This is a genomic window from Halomonas sp. DP8Y7-3 (assembly GCF_019801675.1).
GTDB lineage: Bacteria > Pseudomonadota > Gammaproteobacteria > Pseudomonadales > Halomonadaceae > Halomonas > Halomonas litopenaei_A.
Map to the genome: position 1 here is coordinate 314,163 of NZ_JAHVIO010000004.1, position 18,946 is coordinate 333,108.

An 18,946-nucleotide genomic window follows, 5' to 3' on the forward strand; every position below is an offset into this window, starting at 1 on the left:
ATCGGTGCATCCTGCTCCCCCTACTGTGCTGTCGGCGCCACGGCGCGGAAGGTGACACGCTGTCGCTGCTCGCCGGCGAAATGAAGGTTCACCTCGATGTCGTCACTAACAACGAGGGGGCGAGTCCGTTTCATGAGCATGAGATGATAGCCCCCCGGTGCGAACTCGATCTGCTCCCCCGCTGCCAGTTCTAATTGGGCGACGGGTTGCATACTGGTGATGCCATCCTGATTGACAGTGCGATGCATGGTGACATTGCCGAAAGCGGGGCTATCCGCTCCTGTCAGGGTGACGCCCTTCTCACTGGTATTCGTGAGGGTGAAATAGCCTGCCGCGGGCAGGTCCCCGGGCAGAAGCCGAAGACGCGCCTCGCTGACCTGCAGTTCGGCAGCAGCCACCGTGCCGGGCGTCGCGATCAGCAGCAGGAAGGCCCAGCACCAGCGTTTCGCCAGGCGCGGCAGACTAGCGTGTGGCGTGAGAGACATCAGCGGCATCCTCCTTGCGGGCGTCACGGAACAGAAAGCTGAGAATGATCAGAACCCCAATGGCACTCATCATCGAGGCGGGAATCCAGGTCAGCAGGCCGCCGAGGAGTTGGTCAGTCAGAGGATCCAGCGGCCAGGCGCGACCGCAAACCTCGTAGACATCGAAGATCACGTCGCGACTGAAGGTGATATAGGCGCCCAGGAGAATTTGCGGGGGGATCACCGCCAACAGGATGGCGACACGCTTGCCATAGCCGAGACCGCCTTGTTGCGGCGAGCGGCGATCCAGGATCAGCCACCAGAACAGCAACCCATCCAGCGCCATGCTCCAGTTCATCACCTGATAGAGATCAGCGCTGAGCATGGCGTCGAAGTGGATCTCGGGAATCAGCCAGAAATAGATCAGCCCGACGAACAGTAGGGGGGCGATCAGTGGATGCTGCAGAGTCCGATAAACAGGACGCAGCAGGCGCGCGGCCAGGCTCCACCCGGGGAAGGGTCTGATTCGAGTCGGCAAGCCGTCTGCCAGTACCGGCAAGGGGGCGGCCAGGGCGATCAGGAGGGGGCCGGCGTGATGCAGCACCAGGTGCTGGGCCCGATGGGTAAAGAACATGTACTGGGCGAGGTAGTCGTAATGAGTCTGGGTGACGCCATAGATGGTGGCGACACCCAGCAGGTAGGCCAGGATTCGGCCCGCGCCGGTGGCCTCGCCGCGCCGTCTGCGCTGCCGCAGGCCTCGCAGGTAGAGCACGATGGCCAGCAGGCAGCTCGCCGACCAGGTCAGTGAGAACTCCCACGGCAGCAGGTAGCCCAGAGCGACGTCGAGCTCGATAGCCCTTCCCTCCCCAGAATCGGCACGCCAATGGTGAGCTTAGGAGCCCGCCGCACCATGCGGCAAGGTGGGCCTATAAACGCAGGCAAAGCCAGAGCCCGCAGCTCGGTGCCTGGTAGGCGAGGAAGGCCGAGCCCCAACGCACCGCCAGTGGCCATGCAGAGGGCGATAGACCTTGGATAAGCCACGACCGAGTCAGCTCACGAGACTGACAAGACTCGCCATGTCGTCGTCATGGCCTACGCAGCGCGATTTCTGCGTAGATACCCTTGTAGCCAGTGTCGTGCTTTCTATCCGGTTCCGGCGCCGGCTTGGGGTTCAGGGACACCATGCGACCGCTGGGGTCATCCAATAGGCCGCGAAGCTGTCCATCATCGAAGCTCAAGCCCTCGACACCGCGTTGGTTGAGGCGTGTGACGGTGTCTTCCAACGCGGACATGCTGTGCCCTTCTTCTTCCAGCGGCGGGAATGCCTGAACCAGCGGCTGCTCTTCCTCCCAGCCGATCTTGATGGGTTGGTTGACGATTTGGACCTGGGTGTTCGGTGGCACGCGGTCGAAAATCGACTCGATGTCCTCAGGGAACATGCGAATACAGCCACGGCTGGCACGCATGCCGATACCATCCGGCTGGTTGGTGCCATGAATCAAGTAACCGTCGAAACCCAGGATAATGGCATGATCCCCCAGTGGATTATCCGGACCCGGAGGCACCACGCTGGGCGCCTTCTCACCGCGTGCCCTGGCTTCACGCTGGACCGACTCGGGTGGGTACCAGGCAGGGTTCTCGATATTCATGGTGGTTTCGGTGACACCGAGGGGGGTACCGAAGCCTTCACGACCGATGCCGATGGGATAGGTCTCAACGCGTGGCGTTTCACCATCGTCAACCTCCGGATAGTAGTAGAGGCGCAGCTCGGCGATGTTGATGACGATCCCGGTGCGCTCAGCATCGGGCAGGATGAAGCGCCCGGGTATGGTCACCTCGGTACCCTCGCCGGGAATCCAGAGACTCACATCCGGATTGGCTCGCACGATCTCCCTGTACCCCAGGTTGTGTCGCCTGGCGATATCGAGCAGGGTATCTCCTCGATCATCCACCGTTATGCGGTAGGTGTCGCCGATCACATTGCCTTCCTCAGGCAGCGGATAGTGGCCGCGGGGCCACTCGTTCTCCTCTTCGGCCTGAGCAACGCTAATGAGTGCCAGCCAACCGACCAGCACCCCCACCACTGAGCGTGCTCGGAGCTGCCACCATGGACCTTTCCTCGCTGTACTAGAGTGACGTTCCGATAAAGCCATTATTCTCTCCCTTTTCGACTGGACTATTATCATCCAGACCGACGTGTGTTGAGTTTCCATCCAAGCAGCACCAGTAAGGCGGCCAACACCCAGGTCGGCCAGCTACCGGTACGTGTGAACGGTGTGTTCCCCACCATGGGCAGCGCCTCGCCGCGGAGGCTCGTCGCCAGGAACTGTGGTGCGCGGGCCGTGACACGGCCCTGAGTATCGACGATGGCGGTCACCCCGTTGCTGGTGGCGCGGATCAGATAGCGGCCGTTCTCCAGGGCGCGCAGGCGGGCCATCTGCAGATGCTGCAGGGGGCCGATGGAGCGTCCGAACCAGGTGTCGTTGGAGACCGTCAGCAGCAGCTCGGCGTCGCGCGCCTGCTCGGCCACCCGGTCGGCATAGATGATCTCGTAGCAGATGGCGTTACCGATGGTGGTTCCGGCGGCGCGCAGCGGTTCCTGATCGTCGGTGCCAGGCGTCATGGTGGGCATGGGCAGGTCGAAGAAGGCGATGGTGCCGGCGAGCAGGCTCTCCAACGGCAGGTACTCGCCGAAGGGCACCAGGCGCGCCTTACGGTACTTTCCCTCGGCGTTACCCAGGCCGATCACGCCGTTGTAGTAGTCGCCGCCGTCGCGCTGCAGGATGCCGGTGAGCAAGGCGGTGTCGGGGGCGAGGTTGGACTGCACCCGCTCCAGTATTGGCCGGGCCTCCTCCTCGAGCATCGGCAGGGCCGCCTCGGGCCAGACAACCAGGTCGAAGTCGTTGGACTGTGCAAGGGTCAACGCCGTATAGATACTGGCCGCCTCGCGCTGCCCCTCGGGAGTCCACTTGATCGCCTGATCCAGGTTGCCCTGCAGCAGGGCGACCCGCAGCGGCTCGCCGGCCGGGAAGGTCCACTGGGTCGGCAAGGCCATCGGGGCTAGCCAGAGAACAGCGATGGGCGCCGCGGCCCACCAGCGTCGTCTCAGCAGTTCCACGCCCAGGGTGCCGGTCAGGGCGGTGATCAGCGACAGCAGATAGACCCCGCCCACCGGGGCCCAGGCCGCCAGCGGCGAGTCTACCTGGGACGTGCCCAGCAGCAGCCAGGGAAACCCGGTAAACAGCCAGGTGCGCAGCCACTCGCTGAGTACCCAGATGCCGGCGAAGCTGAGGAAGGCCAGGCGTGGGCCCGTGACGCGGCGATAGAGCCAGAAGGGGACGGCGAAGAACAGCGCCAGGCTGGCCACGAACAGGCCGGTGAGGAAGAGCGCCAGGGGCGCCCCCGTATAGCCGTAGTCGTGGATCGCGACGAAGACCCAGGAGGCACCGGAGCCGAACAGGCCCACCCCATAGCACCAGCCGCGGAGGCCGGCCTGAGCGGGTGTCAGGACATGGATGCCGGAATAGACCAGTGCCACCGCCACCGGGCCCAGCCACCACAGCGCAAAGGGCGCGGCGCTGAGAGTGGTCAGTCCCCCGGCGGTCAGGGCCAGGAAACAGCCGAGGGCCGGAGAGATCCGGCCGGCAAGCGTCATGTACCGGACTGGCAGGTTCTCTGCATCCATGCCGTTACTCAGACGCTCTGGGGGAGGGACGCTCACGTAAGGCCGCAATCGCAAAGGCGATGACACCCAGGAACAGGGCGATATCCGCCAGGTTGAAGGCGGGCCAGTGCCACTCATGCCAGTAGACGTCCAGGTAGTCTACGACATACCCTCGTACCAGGCGGTCGATGCCATTGCCCAGCGCGCCACCCAGCATCAAGCTGTACCCCAGCGCCTCCAGACGGGGCCTGGGCCTGCACAGCAGGATCGTCAGGACAATAGTCACCATCCCTGTCAGGCCCAAGAAGAGATAGCGCTGCCAGCCGCCTGCATCGGCGAGGAAGCTGAAGGCCGCTCCCGTGTTCCACCAGTGGCCCCAATTGAAGAACGGGGCTAGCGGGATGGTCTGGCCATACGGCATCAGCGCCTGCACCAGCCCCTTGATGGCCTGGTCGGCCAGGCCGACCATAACGGCCAATGCCAACCAGTACCAGCGGCGCGGCACTGTCGGTATCCGCTCTGTCCTCATGACGTGGCTTCCTGGTAGCGCGGGCTTGCCGAGCCAGTCGTGGCATTATTGCCTGGCGAGAAGCGATAGCCCAGCAGCCGCATGGCGTTCAGGGTCACCAGCACGGTGGCGCCGGTATCCGCCATCACCGCGATCCACATGCCGGTGATGCCCAGCGCCGTGGTCACCAGGAAGATGGCCTTCAGGCCCAGCGCCAGGGCGACGTTGGTCTTGACGTTGCGCAGCGTGGCCCGGGACAGGGCGATCAGCTCGGCGATGCCGCCGACGCGGTTCTTGAGCAGCGCCGCATCCGCGGTTTCCAGTGCCACATCCGTGCCGCCGCCCATGGCGATGCCCACCTCTGCCGCGGCCAGCGCCGGCGCATCGTTGATACCGTCGCCCACCTTGCCGACTGGGCCTCGGCCGGCGGCCTGCCAGTCACGAACGCGCTGGGCCTTTTCCTCGGGCATCAGCTCGCCATGTGCCTCGATGCCCAGGCTGTCACCGATGGCCGCGACGGTACGCGCATTGTCACCGCTGAGCATCACCGCCTGCACGCCCAGGCGCGACAGCGCCGTCAGCCCCTCCCGGGCATCGTCGCGAGGTTCATCGCGCACGGCGATCAGGCCCAGCGGGCGCTCGCCTTCGACCAGCACGGCGAGAGTCTTGCCGGCGTGTTCCAGCTCGGCGATCCGAGCGGTCAGATCGTGATCGAGGGCGGCCTGCTCTGCCAGGTGGCGGGGGGTGATCAGGCTCAACTCACGCCCCTCGACCCGACCGGAGACCCCTCGGCCCGACAGGGCGCGGCTCTCACTCGCCAGTGGAAGGGAAAGGCCCAACTGCTCAGCGTGGGCGAGGATGGCCGTGGCGATGGGGTGGCTGGAGTCACGTTCCATCCCAGCCGCCAGCCTCAGGATCTCTTGCGTGCCCTGGCCAGTGGCCCAGTCCTCCACGTCGGTGACCTTGGGGGTGCCGGCGGTGAGGGTGCCGGTCTTGTCCAGCGCCACCGTCCGCAGCTTACCCAGCTGTTCGAGCACCGCGCCGCCCTTGATCAGCAGGCCCCGCCGGGCGCCCGCCGAGAGGCCGGCAGCGATCGCCGCGGGGGTTGAGATCACCAGAGCACAGGGACAGGCGATCAACAGCAGGGCCAGGGCGCGATAGATCGATTCCGACCAGGCCATGGTCGAGACCAGCGGCGGCACCACCGCCATCAGCAGGGCGAGCCCCACCACCGCCGGCATGTAGTAGCGAGCGAAGCGGTCGATGAAACGTGCCACCGGCGCCTTGGCGGCCTGGGCCTCCTCCACCAGGCGGATGACCCGTGCGATGGTGTTGTCCTCGGCGCCGCGGGTTACCTCCACCTCCAGGGCGGCATCGAGGTTGACCGTGCCGGCAAAGACGTCGTCCCCCGGCGCCCGCGTGCGGGGCACCGACTCCCCGTTGATCGGTGACTCATCCAGGTCGGATTCGCCGGTCAGAATACGTCCATCGCAGGGCACGCGGTCGCCCGGTCGCACCAGGACTCGCTGCCCAGGCGTGAGCGAGGCGGCCGAGACCTCACGGGTATCCCCATCCTCCATCAGCCTCGCCGTGGACGGCGTCAGGTCCGCCAGGGCCGAGATGCTGCGTCGCGCCCTCGACGCGGCCACCCCCTCCAGCAACTCGCCTACGGCGAACAGGAAGACCACCACCGCCGCTTCGGCGGCGGCATTGATGGCCAGGGCCCCCAAGGCGGCGATGCTCATCAGCATCTCGATGGTGAAGGGGTTGCGCATCTTCAGCGCACCCCAGGCGCCTTGTGCAATGGGCACCAACCCCACCAGGGTGGCCGCGACGAAGGGCCAGTTGCCTAGGCTAGGCCAGACCAGGCGGAGAACGAAGGCCAGAGCCAGCAGCCCCCCCGTGACGAGCACCAAGCGTCCCTTGGCGGTCTGCCACCAAGAGGCCGGAGCGGCATCCGCCTCATCTCCCTCATCATCGGTGGCAAGCTGGTAGCCGAGCTCGTTAAGGATCCGCTCGATCGCCTCATGAGAAGGCGTCGTATCCTGTTGAGGGTGAATCCTCACCGATCCGGTGACCGAACTGGCCGACACCTCCCCGATGCCCTCCAGGCGGCCCAGAGCGGCCTCTACCTTGCGCTCGCAGCCGCCGCAGTCCATGCCTTCCACCTGCAGTGTCAGCGTCGACGGGATGGTGCCTTGCGTTGGTTCGGTCATGGCGCTGCCTCTCCGAATGTCTTAATCTTGTCCGGAAGCATAATCCCTGTAGCAACTACAGGTTCAAGTCATGCAAGAGGAGCATCAGGATGCCGGAGATTAGCCATGCCATCGGTATCGGGGAGTTGGCTCGCCGTACCGGCTGCCAGCCTGAAACGGTGCGTTACTATGAGCGCATCGAGCTGCTGGAAAACACCTTACGGACTGAAGGGGGTCAGCGTCGCTACGACGAGCGCGCCGTCAGACGGCTGACCTTCATTCGCCATGCCCGGGACTTCGGCTTCTCGGTGGATGCGGTACGTGAGCTACTGGCGATGTCCGACCAGCCCGACATGTCCTGTCAGGAGGTCGATGCCGTTGCCAAGCATCACCTGGAGGAAGTGGAGTCACGTCTGCAGCGGCTCTCGGCACTGCGTGACGAGCTCAGGCGGATGGTGAGCCAGTGTGATGGGGGGAAAGTCGAAAGCTGCCGGATCATCGAGGTGCTGAGTGATCACCAGCTGTGTATCAGTGAGACAGCCCACAAAGGCGCTCACGACTTTGGGTAACCTCCTGCGCGTCCCAGCGTGCCCTAGTTGAGACATTCAGGAGCAGCATGATCACCATGCTCCATTGAGACTCCCAGGGTCGCCTTGTTCTGGTGACCGCTGCGATGGTCTCGGGAGTGATCTCATGGCCAATGACATACACCATCACGCCGGCGGTGAGGCTGCCTAAAAACCCAGCGTGACTGTCGAGATACCTTCCATAACCCCTTCCCGGGTGAAGCGATTGCCGCTGAGGCGGTAGGGTCTCATGACGATAGGCAGATCGTGCCCACCGAGGCGGGTTGCATCGCAAGCCCGCCTGGTGGCTTATCGATTGTCCAATGCGGCCAGATCGGGAGCAGCGGACGTTCCAATGTTTTTTTGCAGACGTGTCCGAGCCTCGAAAAGTGCGCTGCGATACTCCTGGCGTGTGGGTGACTCACTCAGAAGGATGAGTTGCCCTTCCTCGAGAGGATCCACGGGGCGGTCATCCACTCTCACCTCGTAGTGCAGGTTGGGCCCCGTGGCGAGTCCGGAGGCCCCTACCTCACCCAGTTTTTCGCCGGCCTTGATGGAGTCCCCGACCGCCAGCCTGGCGACGAACCGGCTGAGGTGCGTATAGCGACTGATGGTGCCCGTCTCGTGCTCTATCTCGACGACACGACCATAACCTCCCCGGCGACCGATGAAGGAAATGCGCCCCCGTGCGGTGGCCATGACCGGGGTGCCGCGAGGCGCGGCAAGATCGATACCGTCATGACGTCGGACCTCTCCGGATACGGGATGGCGCCGGTTGCCGAAGGGAGATGTCAGGCGTGCGCCGAGAACCGGAATCTGCAAGGAGTCCAAGAGGCTACCATTTTTAAATAGCATCACGGTGGTTCTCTGGTCCGCCGGCCACAGCACCTCCAGCCGCTCCCCCTGGTCAACCAACCTCATATAGGTCAGACGGGGAGGCCCGACTCGAGTGCCATCCTCACGGCGATCTTCTTCCCACAGTAATTGCAGGCGCTCGCCCCCCGCGATATCACGGCGTGTGTCCATGAGTCCGCCCAGCAGCATGTCAAGCTCTGCTGCGAAACGCCTGGGTATCTCCTCAGCCTCCAAGGCGGCATAGAGTGACGTCTTGACATCTACTTCACGACCCAAGGTCAGGGTGTCGAGGCGAGGCTGGACAATGCGCGTCGACGGACGCTCACCCAGGGTGACGACGTACTGAATACCCGAGTCACGCTCGATGGCCACCGACACCGGCTGTCCCGTCGCCATAGAGGTGAAAGTGATACGATCTCCGGGCAGCAATCGTCTCGGGTCGAACCTGTTCGCCAGCGAGGTCGCCGCTTGGGTGCGCATCTCGGCATCCACGCCAAGCTGCTGCAGCAGTGCGTCCAGGGTATCCCCTGGTGCCACAGTGAGCTCTTGGGCGACGCGACCTTGTGCCCTGGCCGATACCGGCTTGGCCGGTGATAATCCGGCACGCTCTTGCCAACGGGCTTCAGCCAACACGGGGCTCAGGACCATCAGTCCCGCTAGCAACCAGCGTCGTGTCATGATGCATCCCCTTCGCCGGAGACCTCGGCTACCTCACGGTTAACGGCGTCGACCAGCTCCTGCATGCCGAAGGGGTCCAACAGCTCGCCATTGACGAAGAAGGTCGGCGTCTTGCTGATCTGGTTGGCCTCGACGTCAGCCTTGTCCTGGTCGAAGACCGCCTGTACCTCTGGTGAATTGAGCTGCTCTTCGGCTGTGGCTCTGTTCAGTCCGGCCTCGCTGGCGATCTCCATGATCGCTTCCTCATCGACACTGCCATGAGCCGCCCACTGGCTCTGCCGAGCCAGCAGCGCCTCCAGCACCGGTTGGAAGGCATCCTGGCGCCTGGCCACTTCGAGCACGCGAATGGCGGTTTCGGATACGTCTCCGTGGAAGGGGGTGTAGCGCACCACCAGCCGCACCTTCTCGGGGTAGGCTTCCAGGATGCGTTTGGTCAGCGGATAGAAGGCACGGCAGGCCTCACAGGCCGGGTCGAAGAACTCCACGACCGTCACCGGTGCCTCTTCCGATCCTAGGACCGGCGAGTGCGCGCGCACCAGCGAATTCTCGGCCTGTGCACCCTCTCGGCTCGCCGTCTCGGCGCCCATGCCCAACAACGAGGGCCTCGACACGATCACGATGATGGCCGTCAGCATCAACGCTCCGGCCAGGATAAACGTCGCCTTTTTGTACATTTTTCTCTCAATTTCAAAGAGTTAGGTTTAAAAAAGCTCAGGATACTGCTGAGTGGAGCTCAGCCGCTGTTGGGTGCCTAAGTCGGCGAATAGTGGCGTGTTATCCATGCCCATAAAGGTTGGCATCCTGATGTGCATAATCAATATGCTCGAATTCCAAGCTGGAGTGGCCAATGCCAAAGCGCGCTTTCAGCTGAGCTTTGATATCCGCCTTGATCGCCTCGAGCTGCTGCCAGCCGGCTTCCGTCGTCACCACGTGGCAGTCAAGCGCGGCGGTATTCTCCTGCATTTGCCATAGGTGAACATGATGCACATCCTCAACCCCTTCGACGCTGCGCAGGAGATCAATGACGGATTGACCATCGACATCGGGTGGCGAGCCCAGCATCAGTGTCCGGATAGGGGTACCTATCTCCGTAAAGGCAAGATAGAGAATATAGAGTGCAATACCGATCGTAATCGCGGGGTCTACCCAACGCATGTCATACAGCAGAATCAGTGAGCCCCCGATGATCACGGCGATGGACGCAAAGGCATCAGACAGGTTGTGCAGGAAGAGGGCGCGGATATTGACGCTATGTTTTTGCATCGACCAGGTGAGCAAGGCCGTTAGCGCATCGACAAGAAGAGCGACAATGCCAATGATAACGACTATCCAGCCCTGAATCTCTGGCGGGTTGATCATGCGCATGAAGCCTTCGTAAATTAGATAAATGCCAACGATAATGAGGGTGGTGTAGTTGATCAGCGCTGCGACAACCTCGATTCGGCCATAGCCAAACGTCATCTGTGAGTCGGGCGGTCGTCTCGCGATCTTGCGGGCAGCAAACGCAATGACAAGCGCAGCCATGTCGGAAAAATTGTGCAGCGCATCCGCGATCAGCGAGAGGCTTCCCGCCAGAATGCCCCCAACGATCTGGGCAAGGGTCAATATCCCGTTGGCCCAGATGGCGATACTCACCCGACGGTCACCAGAGGTGGGGGCAAGATGGGGATGATCGTGATGATGTCCCATGCGTCATCCTTGTGGTGTCACCTGATGACCCAGCAGTATAAAACCTATAGCAACTCAAGCTTCAAGCCCGAACTCTGTTGAAGGCCGAGCCGGGGTTAGGAGTACGGAACTTTGCATAGTGGGCACTGTACCAAGTTGGCTACCATGTTCCATGCCCCCGGAAGGAGCCCATTGTGATACCCAAGCCTTACTCGCACGCCTGGCTGATGAGCTTAGCTTTACTGCTGATGGTGGCAACGCCAGCCCTCGCCGAGCCACAGCTGCCGGACTTCACGGAACTGGTCGACGAGGCCGCGCCGGCCGTGGTCAACATCTCCACCTCCCGCAAGGTCGAGAGGTCCATGACGTCCTCACGGCAATTTGGGGGGCAGGAGGTGCCGGAGATCCTCCGTGACTTCTTCGACGACCGCTTCCCGATGCCACCTGGCGGTGCGCCCAATCGCAATGAAGAGCCGCGTCGGTCACTGGGGTCGGGCTTCATCTTCGATCAAGACGGCTACATCATGACCAACGCGCACGTGGTCAAGGAGGCCGACAAGATTCTGGTGCGCCTCAACGACCGTCGCGAACTCTCGGCCGAGCTGGTGGGGGCCGACGAGAAGACCGATGTGGCGGTCCTCAAGGTCGAGGCGGATAACCTACCCACCCTGCAACTGGGCAACTCCGACAACCTCCAGGTCGGCCAGTGGGTCGCCGCCATAGGCTCACCCTTCGGCTTCGACCACTCGGTGACGTCCGGGATCATCAGTGCCATCAACCGCACCCTGCCCCAAGACGTCTACGTTCCCTTCATCCAGACCGATGTGGCGATCAACCCGGGCAACTCGGGCGGACCACTGTTTAACCTCGACGGTGAGGTCGTGGGCATTAATTCCCAGATCCTGACCCGTAGTGGAGGCTACATGGGCCTCTCCTTCGCCATTCCCATTGATGTGGCACTGGATGTGGCCAACCAGCTCCGTGAAGAGGGGTACGTGAGCCGCGGCTGGCTGGGCGTCAGCATCCAGCCGGTATCCAAGGACCTGGCGGAGTCCTTCGGCATGGAGCAGGCCGAGGGTGCCTTGATTGCCCAGGTCGAGCCCGGCAGCCCTGGGACAGAAGGCGGCCTCAAGGCCGGTGATGTCATCCTTGAGGTGAACGGCCAGGAAGTGGACCACTCCACCACGCTGCCGCGCCTGATCGGTGAGACGGCCCCCGGCGAAGACGTTGATCTCTCCGTGTTGCGCGATGGTCAGCAGGAGACCATCACGGTGGAAGTTGGCGAGTGGCCGGATGCCGGCCCCGGTCAATCCGATGGCGACCCGGTTCGACTGGGCATCGCGGTTCAGCCGTTGAACGACATGGAGAAGCGTCGGCTTGGCATCGATCACGGGGTGCGCATCGTCAAGGTGGCCCCCGCCGGACATGCCGCTGCCGTCGGCATTCGCCCCGGCGATGTGCTGGTCAGACTGGGCCAGCAGCCGGTAGAGAGTCCGGAACAGCTGAAGGAGATGCTGACCCGCCTGCCAGATGATCAAGCGGTGCCTGTTCTGCTCAACCGCGAAGGCCGCACCTACTTCGTGGCCCTGCGAGTGGGCAATGGTGACTAACCGCGACTGAGTAGCGTTCAATACATCAGCACAGCGGCGCCCTGGCGAACAGGATCGCTGGGGCGTTTCTTCAGACTCTCGTACATTCTAATGCACGGCTGGGGAGGGTATCCGGATTTAATGGTTGATGCGTCAACCTACTGTTGGTGCATGCTTCCCTCGCTAATTCCAGCAAGAACCCCACACGCCTCAACTTCCCGGCCATCGTTGCAACTCGCTCTCAGTGAAACGAGTTGTTTCTCAAGCGCCTGTAGAGCGGTTATCTGCGAGCGCACGTGAGAGATGTGATCATCGAGCAAAGCGTTCACGGCGGCACAAGGTTGGTGAGGGTCGTCCTGATACCTCTGTAGCTCGTGAATCTCTGCTAGCGACAGGTCCAGGATTCTGCAGCGACAAATGAAAGCCAGCCGCTCACCATGTTCCTCGGTATAGACACGGTAACCGTTCTCCTGCCGATCAGGCGACGGTAACAGGCCCTGTCGTTCATAGAAGCGGATCGTCTGTGTATCGACCCCTACCAACTCTGCCAACTGACCAATACGCACCAAGCTCCTCCTCAACGGATTCTCTCCGCTCTGTTGACCTTATAGTGACTATATGGTTTTAAATGATAGCCCGATAATATTCAAGTGGAGTCGTATCATGAGCAAAACCTGTGGAGCCCCCTGTGGCGGCGATGCGACGCCCATAGCGGATACCGATATGCGTCGCTCCTCCGAAGCATCGGGGAAATGGGTCAGCGTTTATGCCGTGCCGAAGATGGACTGTCCATCGGAAGAGCGAATGATTCGCCTTGCCCTGAACGGCTTTGAGGAGATTCGGGTGCTGTCCTTCGACTTGTCGAACCGCCGATTAGAGGTCGTGCATGACGGCGAGGTCGAGCCCATCACCGCAAAACTGACAACCTTGGGGCTAGGAGCCTCGCTTCAGGAAACGGCCGCTGCCGATCCTGAGTCGATCAAGGCGGTCGGTGACACGTCGGCCTCTGCCGCGCAGGAGTCCGGCACCCTGCGTTGGTTGCTCGGTATCAATGCGGTCCTGTTCGTGGTGGAAATGACGGCCGGCCTGATCGCGCACTCCACCGGCCTGATTGGAGAATCCCTGGACAATTTTGCCGATGCGGCCGTGTACGGGCTCGCCCTGTATGCGGTTGGGCATAGCGTAAAAATGCAGGTGCGTGCCGCGCATCTTGCAGGTGTGCTCCAACTGATTCTGGCGGTTGGCGTACTCGCAGAGGTGGTCAGGCGCTTTGTATTCGGTAGCGAGCCTGAATCGCTGATGATGATGGCGATTGCATTCGTCGCATTGATTGCCAATACCAGTTGTCTGCTGCTGATATCCAAACATCGAGAGGGCGGGGCGCACATGAAGGCAAGCTGGATATTCTCGGCCAATGACGTGGTGATCAACCTGGGGGTCATCACCGCCGGCGCCTTGGTCGCGTGGACCGGAACCAATTATCCGGATCTGATTATCGGCACCATCGCGGGGGTCATTGTGCTCAACGGTGCCAGGCGCATTCTGGCGCTCAAGGGTTAAATAATGTCTATTAATAGCTATTCAGTGGCCTGCTGAGCCAGTTCACCTAGCAAAGTCACCTCAAGCACGACGCCAGTGTTGCGAAGACACTCTGGAGCCTGGTGGCCTCCCTCGCCACGGGCAATGGCGCGCGTCCGATCTGGACGCCTTTCGTCAGGATCCGGTCACGGCGAAGCTGCTGGGCATCGAGACCGTGCCGGCGAGAGGCCGCCTCGGCAAATACCTGGTACGCATGGGGACGGTCCACCTCGACGCGCTCCAGAGCATCGCTCGCTACTGGGCAAGGCACTTGGCGCCGCCGATCCTGGACTATCAGGTCAAGACCCTGAGCTATGTGCCAGTGTTCGTGGATGGCACCGCCATCGAAGTGGATGGCCAGTTGTTCGGGGAATCGCCTCATTACACGCGAGCTTGATCAGCGGGGAACAGCACCCCCCCAGAAATTGAAGCCAGCGAACCTCGGGACCTTCGAAAGATAGCCCGTCTCCATCCGCTGGATACCGAAGCCTGCGTGCCCGATAAGCTCGGGTATGTCGCGGTTGAGATGGCAGCCCCCCGCCACTCTGCGCCACAGGGGATTGATACGGCGCTGCCACTGGCGTACGGCTTCGTCGGGCGCCGTGCCGTGTTCGCAGAACAGCAGTTGGCCACCCGGCTTGAGCACGCGACGCATCTGCTCCAACGCCCGGTGCCAGTCCGGAATCGTGCACAGGGTGTAGGTGAGCACCACGGTATCGACACTGTTGTCGTCGAGAGGGACCTCCTCGCCCGGCAGGTCCAGCCAGCGCACCTCGAACTGTGCGCTGGCGACGTTGTGGCGGGCCTTGCGTCGCATGCCTTCGGAAGGCTCGAGCCCCCAGACCAGCTCGACCCGGTCCGGATCGTAGTGGGGAATATTGAGCCCGGACCCCATACCCACCTCCAGAACACGGCCCCGGGCTTGCGGCACCACGGCCGCCCGCTGACGATCGACCACCGTGTTGCCACACGCCAGGTGGAGGAAATGCGGCAGAACACGATTCTCGTAGAAGGACATCTGTATCGTCATCCCGTGTGGTTGCCAGGTGATCGAAATACGGTGTGATCGAAACCAGACCGGTTCGTTATGCCACCACCTTGAAGTAGCGCATCATACCGGCATCCTCATGCTCCATGGTGTGGCAGTGGTACATGTAGAACCCCTCGAAGTCCTTGAAGGTCAGAGCGATGCGCACCCGTTCCTCCGGGAACACCAGCACCGTGTCATGCAATCCCGCGTCGATGATCCCATCGTGCAGGTCCGTCTTGCCGCCCGCCGATATCCGCTCCTGAACCAGGAATTGCAGTCCATGAACGTGCATGGGGTGCGGCATCATGGTGTTGTTGACGAACTCCCAGATCTCCGTCTGCGCCAGCCGGACGATCTCGTCATCTGCCACCGTCGCGCCCTCCATCTGCCGGCCGTTGATCGTGAACCCCTGCATCATGCGCATGCCCAGCTCGAAGCGGCGTACTGGCGTATCGGCCTGAACCGGGGAGGCCGGCAGGTCTTGAGCCAAGCGTTCCGGCAGGGTTTCCGCATCGTTCGCCCGTGCGACGACGGCGAAGGTAACTAGCGAGAGCCGCTCGCTTCCCATCATGTCGCGCATCATGCCTCGATCCATCATCTCGCCCATTCGATCACCCATCATCCCTCGATCCATCATGCCGCCCATTCGATCGCCCATCATGCCCCGGTCCATCATGTCGCCCATTCGCTCGCCCATCATGCCGAGTTGGTACTCCTCGCTCACCAGCTGTACGGACTCTCCCGGCTCGGTGTCGCCAAAATCGACCCACAGATCGATCCGTTGGGCCGGCGCCAGTGTGACCGAGCGGCGCCGCTCGGGCTTGGCGAGCAGGCCACCGTCGGTGCCGATGACGGTCACCGCCCGGCCATCGCTCCAGGCCAGCTTGTAGATGCGCGAGTTGGAGCCGTTGAGCAGGCGCAATCGATATGGCTGCGTGGACACCTCGCGTCGCGCGTCCGGGTGGCCGTTCACCAGTACCCGCTCCCCGCGAAAGCCCTGCATGCGGGTCATCATCGCCCCCATGCCACCATCGTCGATGTACTGAAGCTCATTGCCATTGCTAAAGGTGCGATCCTGCAGGATGAGGACCAGTTCCCGCTCTCCGTCGGGGAGCTCCAAGGCACGCTCGGCGTCGTCGTTGATGATCAGTGGACCGGCAAGGCCGGCGTAACTCTGAAAGCCAACCCGGCCACCATCGGGGCCGTGAGGATGGGGGTGGTACCAGTACAGACCGGCACGATCCACGACATCGAAGGCGACCGCCATGCTCGTCGCTGGCGCGATCGGCAGGCGCGGTTGACCATCCACGTCCGGTGGTACGTGCAGACCATGCCAATGCACGGTGGTGTCTTCGGGGAGATCGTTGTCGATGCGTACCCGCAAGCGCTGACCACGACGCAGGCGAATCAATGGCCCCGTATAACTCTCACCCACGGGCGTCAGGGTATCTTCAGGCCCGACGATTCGCTCGGCCGTGTAGCGCCAGACGTCGCTCGGCGCACCGGGCAGGATAGCCACCTTGTCGGGACGGGCTCGCACACGCAGGTCGACGTCGAAGGGCCCCTCCATGGCCGTTGACGCGGACGCCGCCCGCAGAGCGGGGCGATATCTCCCGGTCCATACCCCGGCCCCCACCAGGGTCGACAACGCCGCCACACCGCCGATGCGGCGCAATACGCTACGTCGCTGCAGGTCGACATAAGCCATGATGCTCCCCCTCCTCTATGGTTGTCGGCGGCCCCGGCTCATAGCTTGGCGGCGCGTAGCCGCAGTGCGTTGGCGATGACCGAGACCGAGCTCAGGCTCATCGCGGCGGCGGCGTAGATGGGACTGAGCAGCCAGCCGGTGAACGGAAACAGCGCCCCGGCGGCCAGAGGCACCCCCAGGCTGTTGTAGACGAAGGCGAAAAACAGGTTCTGGCGGATATTGCGCATCACCCAGCGACTGAGATGGCGGGAGCGAACAATGCCGGAGAGATCCCCTCTCACCAGAGTCACCCCCGCGCTCTGGATGGCGACATCGGTCCCCGTGCCCATGGCGATACCGAGGTCAGCCTCGGCCAGGGCGGGGGCGTCATTGACGCCGTCGCCGGCCATGGCGACCACGCGCCCGGCCTCGCGATGCTCGCGCACGATACGCCCTTTATCTTCCGGCAGTACGTCCGCTTCAATTTAGTCGATACCAAGTTGGCGCGCCACGGCTTCGGCGGTGGTACGGTTGTCGCCGGTGAGCATAACCAGGCGCAGGCCATCCTCTTTGAGCGTCCGGATCGCCTGTGCGGTGGTTTCCTTGATCGGGTCCGCGACACCGATGAGTCCCATGACCTGATCATCGGCCACCAGGAACATCACGGTTTGCCCTTCGGCTTGCAGCGTCTCGGCACGCTGCGTCCATTCCCGCGCCTCCACACCACGTGTTTCGAGCAGCCGGGCATTGCCAAGCGCAAGCTCGCGTCCTTCGACCCGACCGGTGACCCCCATGCCGGTCACCGCCTCGAAATCGCTGGCATCGCTCAGCTCGACATGATGCTCTTGCGCAGCACTGACAATGGCCTCGGCCAACGGATGTTCGCTGCCTCGCTCGAGGCTGCCGGCAAGTTGCAGCAACTGCGCTTCATCACTGCCGGAAACGGGCTTGAGGGATACGACCCGGGGTTTACCCTCTGTGAGGGTGCCGGTCTTGTCGACGACCAGGGTGTCGACTTTCTCGAAACGTTCCAGTGCCTCGGCATTCTTGATCAACACGCCCGCCCGGGCCCCGCGACCGACCCCAACCTGGATCGACATCGGCGTCGCCAAGCCGAGCGCACAGGGACACGCGATGATCAGCACCGATACCGCGGCGATCACCGCGTAGGCCATCGCCGGCGGTGGCCCCCAGATCCCTCAGGCAATAAATGCCAGGATCGCCACGATAACCACCGCGGGGACGAAATAGCCGGCGACCACATCGGCAAGCCGCTGAACGGGCGGCTGCGAACGCTGCGCTTCGGCCACCATTTCCGCGATCTGCGAAAGCACCGTGTCCTCGCCGACCTTGTCGGCGCGCATGACGAAGCTGCCCTGACCACTCACGGTGCCGCCGATGACCGTGTCGCCCTCGCGCTTCTCGACGGGAAGGGACTCCCCGGTCACCATCGATTCGTCCAGCGTGCTGTGGCCTTCGAGCACCTCGCCATCGACCGGCACCTTGTCACCGGGGCGTACCCGTAGACGGTCACCGGTACACAGCTCGTCGAGCGAGACCTCCTCGTCATTGCCCTCGGCATCGATGCGTCGTGCGGTCGGCGGCGCGAGATCGAGGATCGCGCGCAGCGCACTGCCGGTCTTCTCGCGGGCGCGGGCCTCGATCACTTGACCGAGCAGGATCAGCACGACGATCACCGCCGCCGCCTCGAAATACACGCCGACCGAGCCATCGGCGTCACGGAAAGTGGCCGGGAATATCCCAGGGGCGAGCGTGGCGACGACACTGTAGCCATAGGCCGCCCCCACACCGAGGGCGATCAGCGTGAACATGCTGAGGTTGCGTGTGACGAGGGACTTCCAACCACGCAGGAAGAATGGCCATCCGGCCCATAGCACCACGGGCGTGGCAAAGATCAGTTCGATCCAGTGACCACTGCCGGCGGGCAGCACCTCATCCACCCAAGGGCCGATACCGGGCAGCACGCTGCCCATGGCGACGAACAACACCGGCAGCGTCAGCAGGCCGCCCACCCAGAAGCGTCGGAACATCTCGAGAAACTCGAAGCTGCGTTCCTCTCCGGAAACGCGGGTGAGCTCGAGTGCCATGCCACACTTGGGGCAGTCGCCGGGCTCATCCTGCCGCACCTCCGGATGCATGGGGCAGGTATACTGGACCCTCGACGACGGTTGCGGCTTGACGGGTTCCAGCGCCATGCCGCACTTGGGACACTCCCCCGGCTCCTCGCTCTCTACGCCAGAACACATGGGGCAGAAATAATTGGCCTTGCCACTGGGCTTCGACGCAGCCGCCGAGGTGGCGGCAAGCACGGCGCCTGGATCCTCGCGAAAGTGCTCGTCGCACTGCTTGCTACAGAAATAGTAACGCTCACCGCGATGCTCGACGCTCTCCGTCGAGGCGGGATCGACGCTCATGCCACAAACGGGGTCTTTTTCCATGAAGA

At 62.9% G+C, this 18,946-nt stretch carries 16 protein-coding genes and 1 pseudogene; 4 read left to right on the plus strand and 13 right to left on the minus strand.

Annotated features, from left to right (window positions below):
* Positions 1–20: 20 nt before the first annotated feature.
* From KUV86_RS06570 to KUV86_RS06595, 6 genes are all read right to left on the minus strand, one after another.
* On the minus strand, positions 21–485 hold the full coding sequence (locus tag KUV86_RS06570) for a copper chaperone PCu(A)C (protein ID WP_035470183.1): 465 nt from the start codon (positions 483–485) through the stop codon (positions 21–23).
* Entirely contained in the window at positions 463–1,236 is a 774-nt protein-coding gene (locus KUV86_RS06575) for a cytochrome c oxidase assembly protein (protein WP_071211138.1), read from the minus strand. The genes KUV86_RS06570 and KUV86_RS06575 overlap by 23 nt, the downstream gene beginning before the upstream one ends.
* Before the next feature lie 313 nt (positions 1,237–1,549).
* Positions 1,550–2,617, minus strand: coding sequence for a L,D-transpeptidase family protein (locus KUV86_RS06580; RefSeq protein ID WP_045993870.1), 1,068 nt, complete (start codon positions 2,615–2,617; stop codon positions 1,550–1,552).
* A gap of 29 nt (positions 2,618–2,646) precedes the next feature.
* Positions 2,647–4,149 (minus strand): apolipoprotein N-acyltransferase, encoded by a 1,503-nt coding sequence (lnt, locus tag KUV86_RS06585; RefSeq protein ID WP_035470174.1) that lies wholly within the window; start codon positions 4,147–4,149, stop codon positions 2,647–2,649.
* Between the two features lie 4 nt (positions 4,150–4,153).
* Positions 4,154–4,657 carry a signal peptidase II gene (gene lspA / locus KUV86_RS06590; protein ID WP_035470171.1) on the minus strand — a complete coding sequence of 168 codons (504 nt, stop codon included), beginning with the start codon at positions 4,655–4,657 and terminating at the stop codon, positions 4,154–4,156.
* On the minus strand, positions 4,654–6,852 hold the full coding sequence (locus tag KUV86_RS06595; protein WP_035470168.1) for a heavy metal translocating P-type ATPase: 2,199 nt from the start codon (positions 6,850–6,852) through the stop codon (positions 4,654–4,656). Before KUV86_RS06595 ends, lspA begins: the two co-directional genes overlap by 4 nt.
* A gap of 89 nt (positions 6,853–6,941) precedes the next feature.
* Between KUV86_RS06595 and KUV86_RS06600 the strand changes: the two genes are divergently transcribed.
* Positions 6,942–7,400, plus strand: a complete 459-nt coding sequence (locus tag KUV86_RS06600) for a MerR family transcriptional regulator (protein WP_035470166.1) — start codon at positions 6,942–6,944, stop codon at positions 7,398–7,400.
* Between the two features lie 306 nt (positions 7,401–7,706).
* Here the strand turns inward: KUV86_RS06600 and KUV86_RS06605 are convergent, their stop codons facing one another.
* From KUV86_RS06605 to KUV86_RS06615, 3 genes are all read right to left on the minus strand, one after another.
* The gene (locus KUV86_RS06605; protein WP_197037084.1) at positions 7,707–8,930 is read right to left on the minus strand and encodes a M23 family metallopeptidase; all 1,224 of its coding nucleotides are present in this window, start codon (positions 8,928–8,930) and stop codon (positions 7,707–7,709) included.
* Positions 8,927–9,604, minus strand: a complete 678-nt coding sequence (locus tag KUV86_RS06610) for a DsbA family protein (RefSeq protein WP_035470163.1) — start codon at positions 9,602–9,604, stop codon at positions 8,927–8,929. The genes KUV86_RS06605 and KUV86_RS06610 overlap by 4 nt, the downstream gene beginning before the upstream one ends.
* A 100-nt stretch (positions 9,605–9,704) precedes the next feature.
* Complete coding sequence (locus KUV86_RS06615; RefSeq protein ID WP_035470160.1) at positions 9,705–10,619, minus strand: cation diffusion facilitator family transporter; 915 nt, start codon at positions 10,617–10,619, stop codon at positions 9,705–9,707.
* Positions 10,620–10,825: 206 nt separating this feature from the next.
* On the opposite strand from KUV86_RS06615, the gene KUV86_RS06620 reads away from it, so the two are divergent.
* On the plus strand, positions 10,826–12,208 hold the full coding sequence (locus KUV86_RS06620; RefSeq protein ID WP_051895595.1) for a DegQ family serine endoprotease: 1,383 nt from the start codon (positions 10,826–10,828) through the stop codon (positions 12,206–12,208).
* 137 nt (positions 12,209–12,345) lie between these two features.
* Here KUV86_RS06620 and cadR read toward each other — a convergent pair whose 3' ends face one another.
* Positions 12,346–12,753 (minus strand): Cd(II)/Pb(II)-responsive transcriptional regulator, encoded by a 408-nt coding sequence (cadR, locus tag KUV86_RS06625; RefSeq protein ID WP_035414187.1) that lies wholly within the window; start codon positions 12,751–12,753, stop codon positions 12,346–12,348.
* Positions 12,754–12,850: 97 nt separating this feature from the next.
* Between cadR and KUV86_RS06630 the strand changes: the two genes are divergently transcribed.
* Together KUV86_RS06630 and KUV86_RS06635 are read left to right on the plus strand one after the other, a co-directional pair.
* Positions 12,851–13,747, plus strand: a complete 897-nt coding sequence (locus KUV86_RS06630) for a cation transporter (protein WP_035414185.1) — start codon at positions 12,851–12,853, stop codon at positions 13,745–13,747.
* 232 nt (positions 13,748–13,979) lie between these two features.
* Positions 13,980–14,162 carry a hypothetical protein gene (locus KUV86_RS06635; RefSeq protein WP_035470154.1) on the plus strand — a complete coding sequence of 61 codons (183 nt, stop codon included), beginning with the start codon at positions 13,980–13,982 and terminating at the stop codon, positions 14,160–14,162.
* On the opposite strand, the gene KUV86_RS06640 is transcribed toward KUV86_RS06635, so the two are convergent.
* From KUV86_RS06640 to KUV86_RS06650, 3 genes and pseudogenes are all read right to left on the minus strand, one after another.
* Positions 14,163–14,783, minus strand: coding sequence for a class I SAM-dependent methyltransferase (locus KUV86_RS06640; protein ID WP_035470151.1), 621 nt, complete (start codon positions 14,781–14,783; stop codon positions 14,163–14,165).
* Positions 14,784–14,850: 67 nt separating this feature from the next.
* Positions 14,851–16,503: a multicopper oxidase family protein gene (locus KUV86_RS06645; protein ID WP_035470148.1), complete on the minus strand. Its 1,653-nt coding sequence runs from the start codon at positions 16,501–16,503 to the stop codon at positions 14,851–14,853.
* Positions 16,504–16,541: 38 nt separating this feature from the next.
* Positions 16,542–18,941, minus strand: a pseudogene (locus KUV86_RS06650) (heavy metal translocating P-type ATPase).
* Positions 18,942–18,946: the final 5 nt, after the last annotated feature.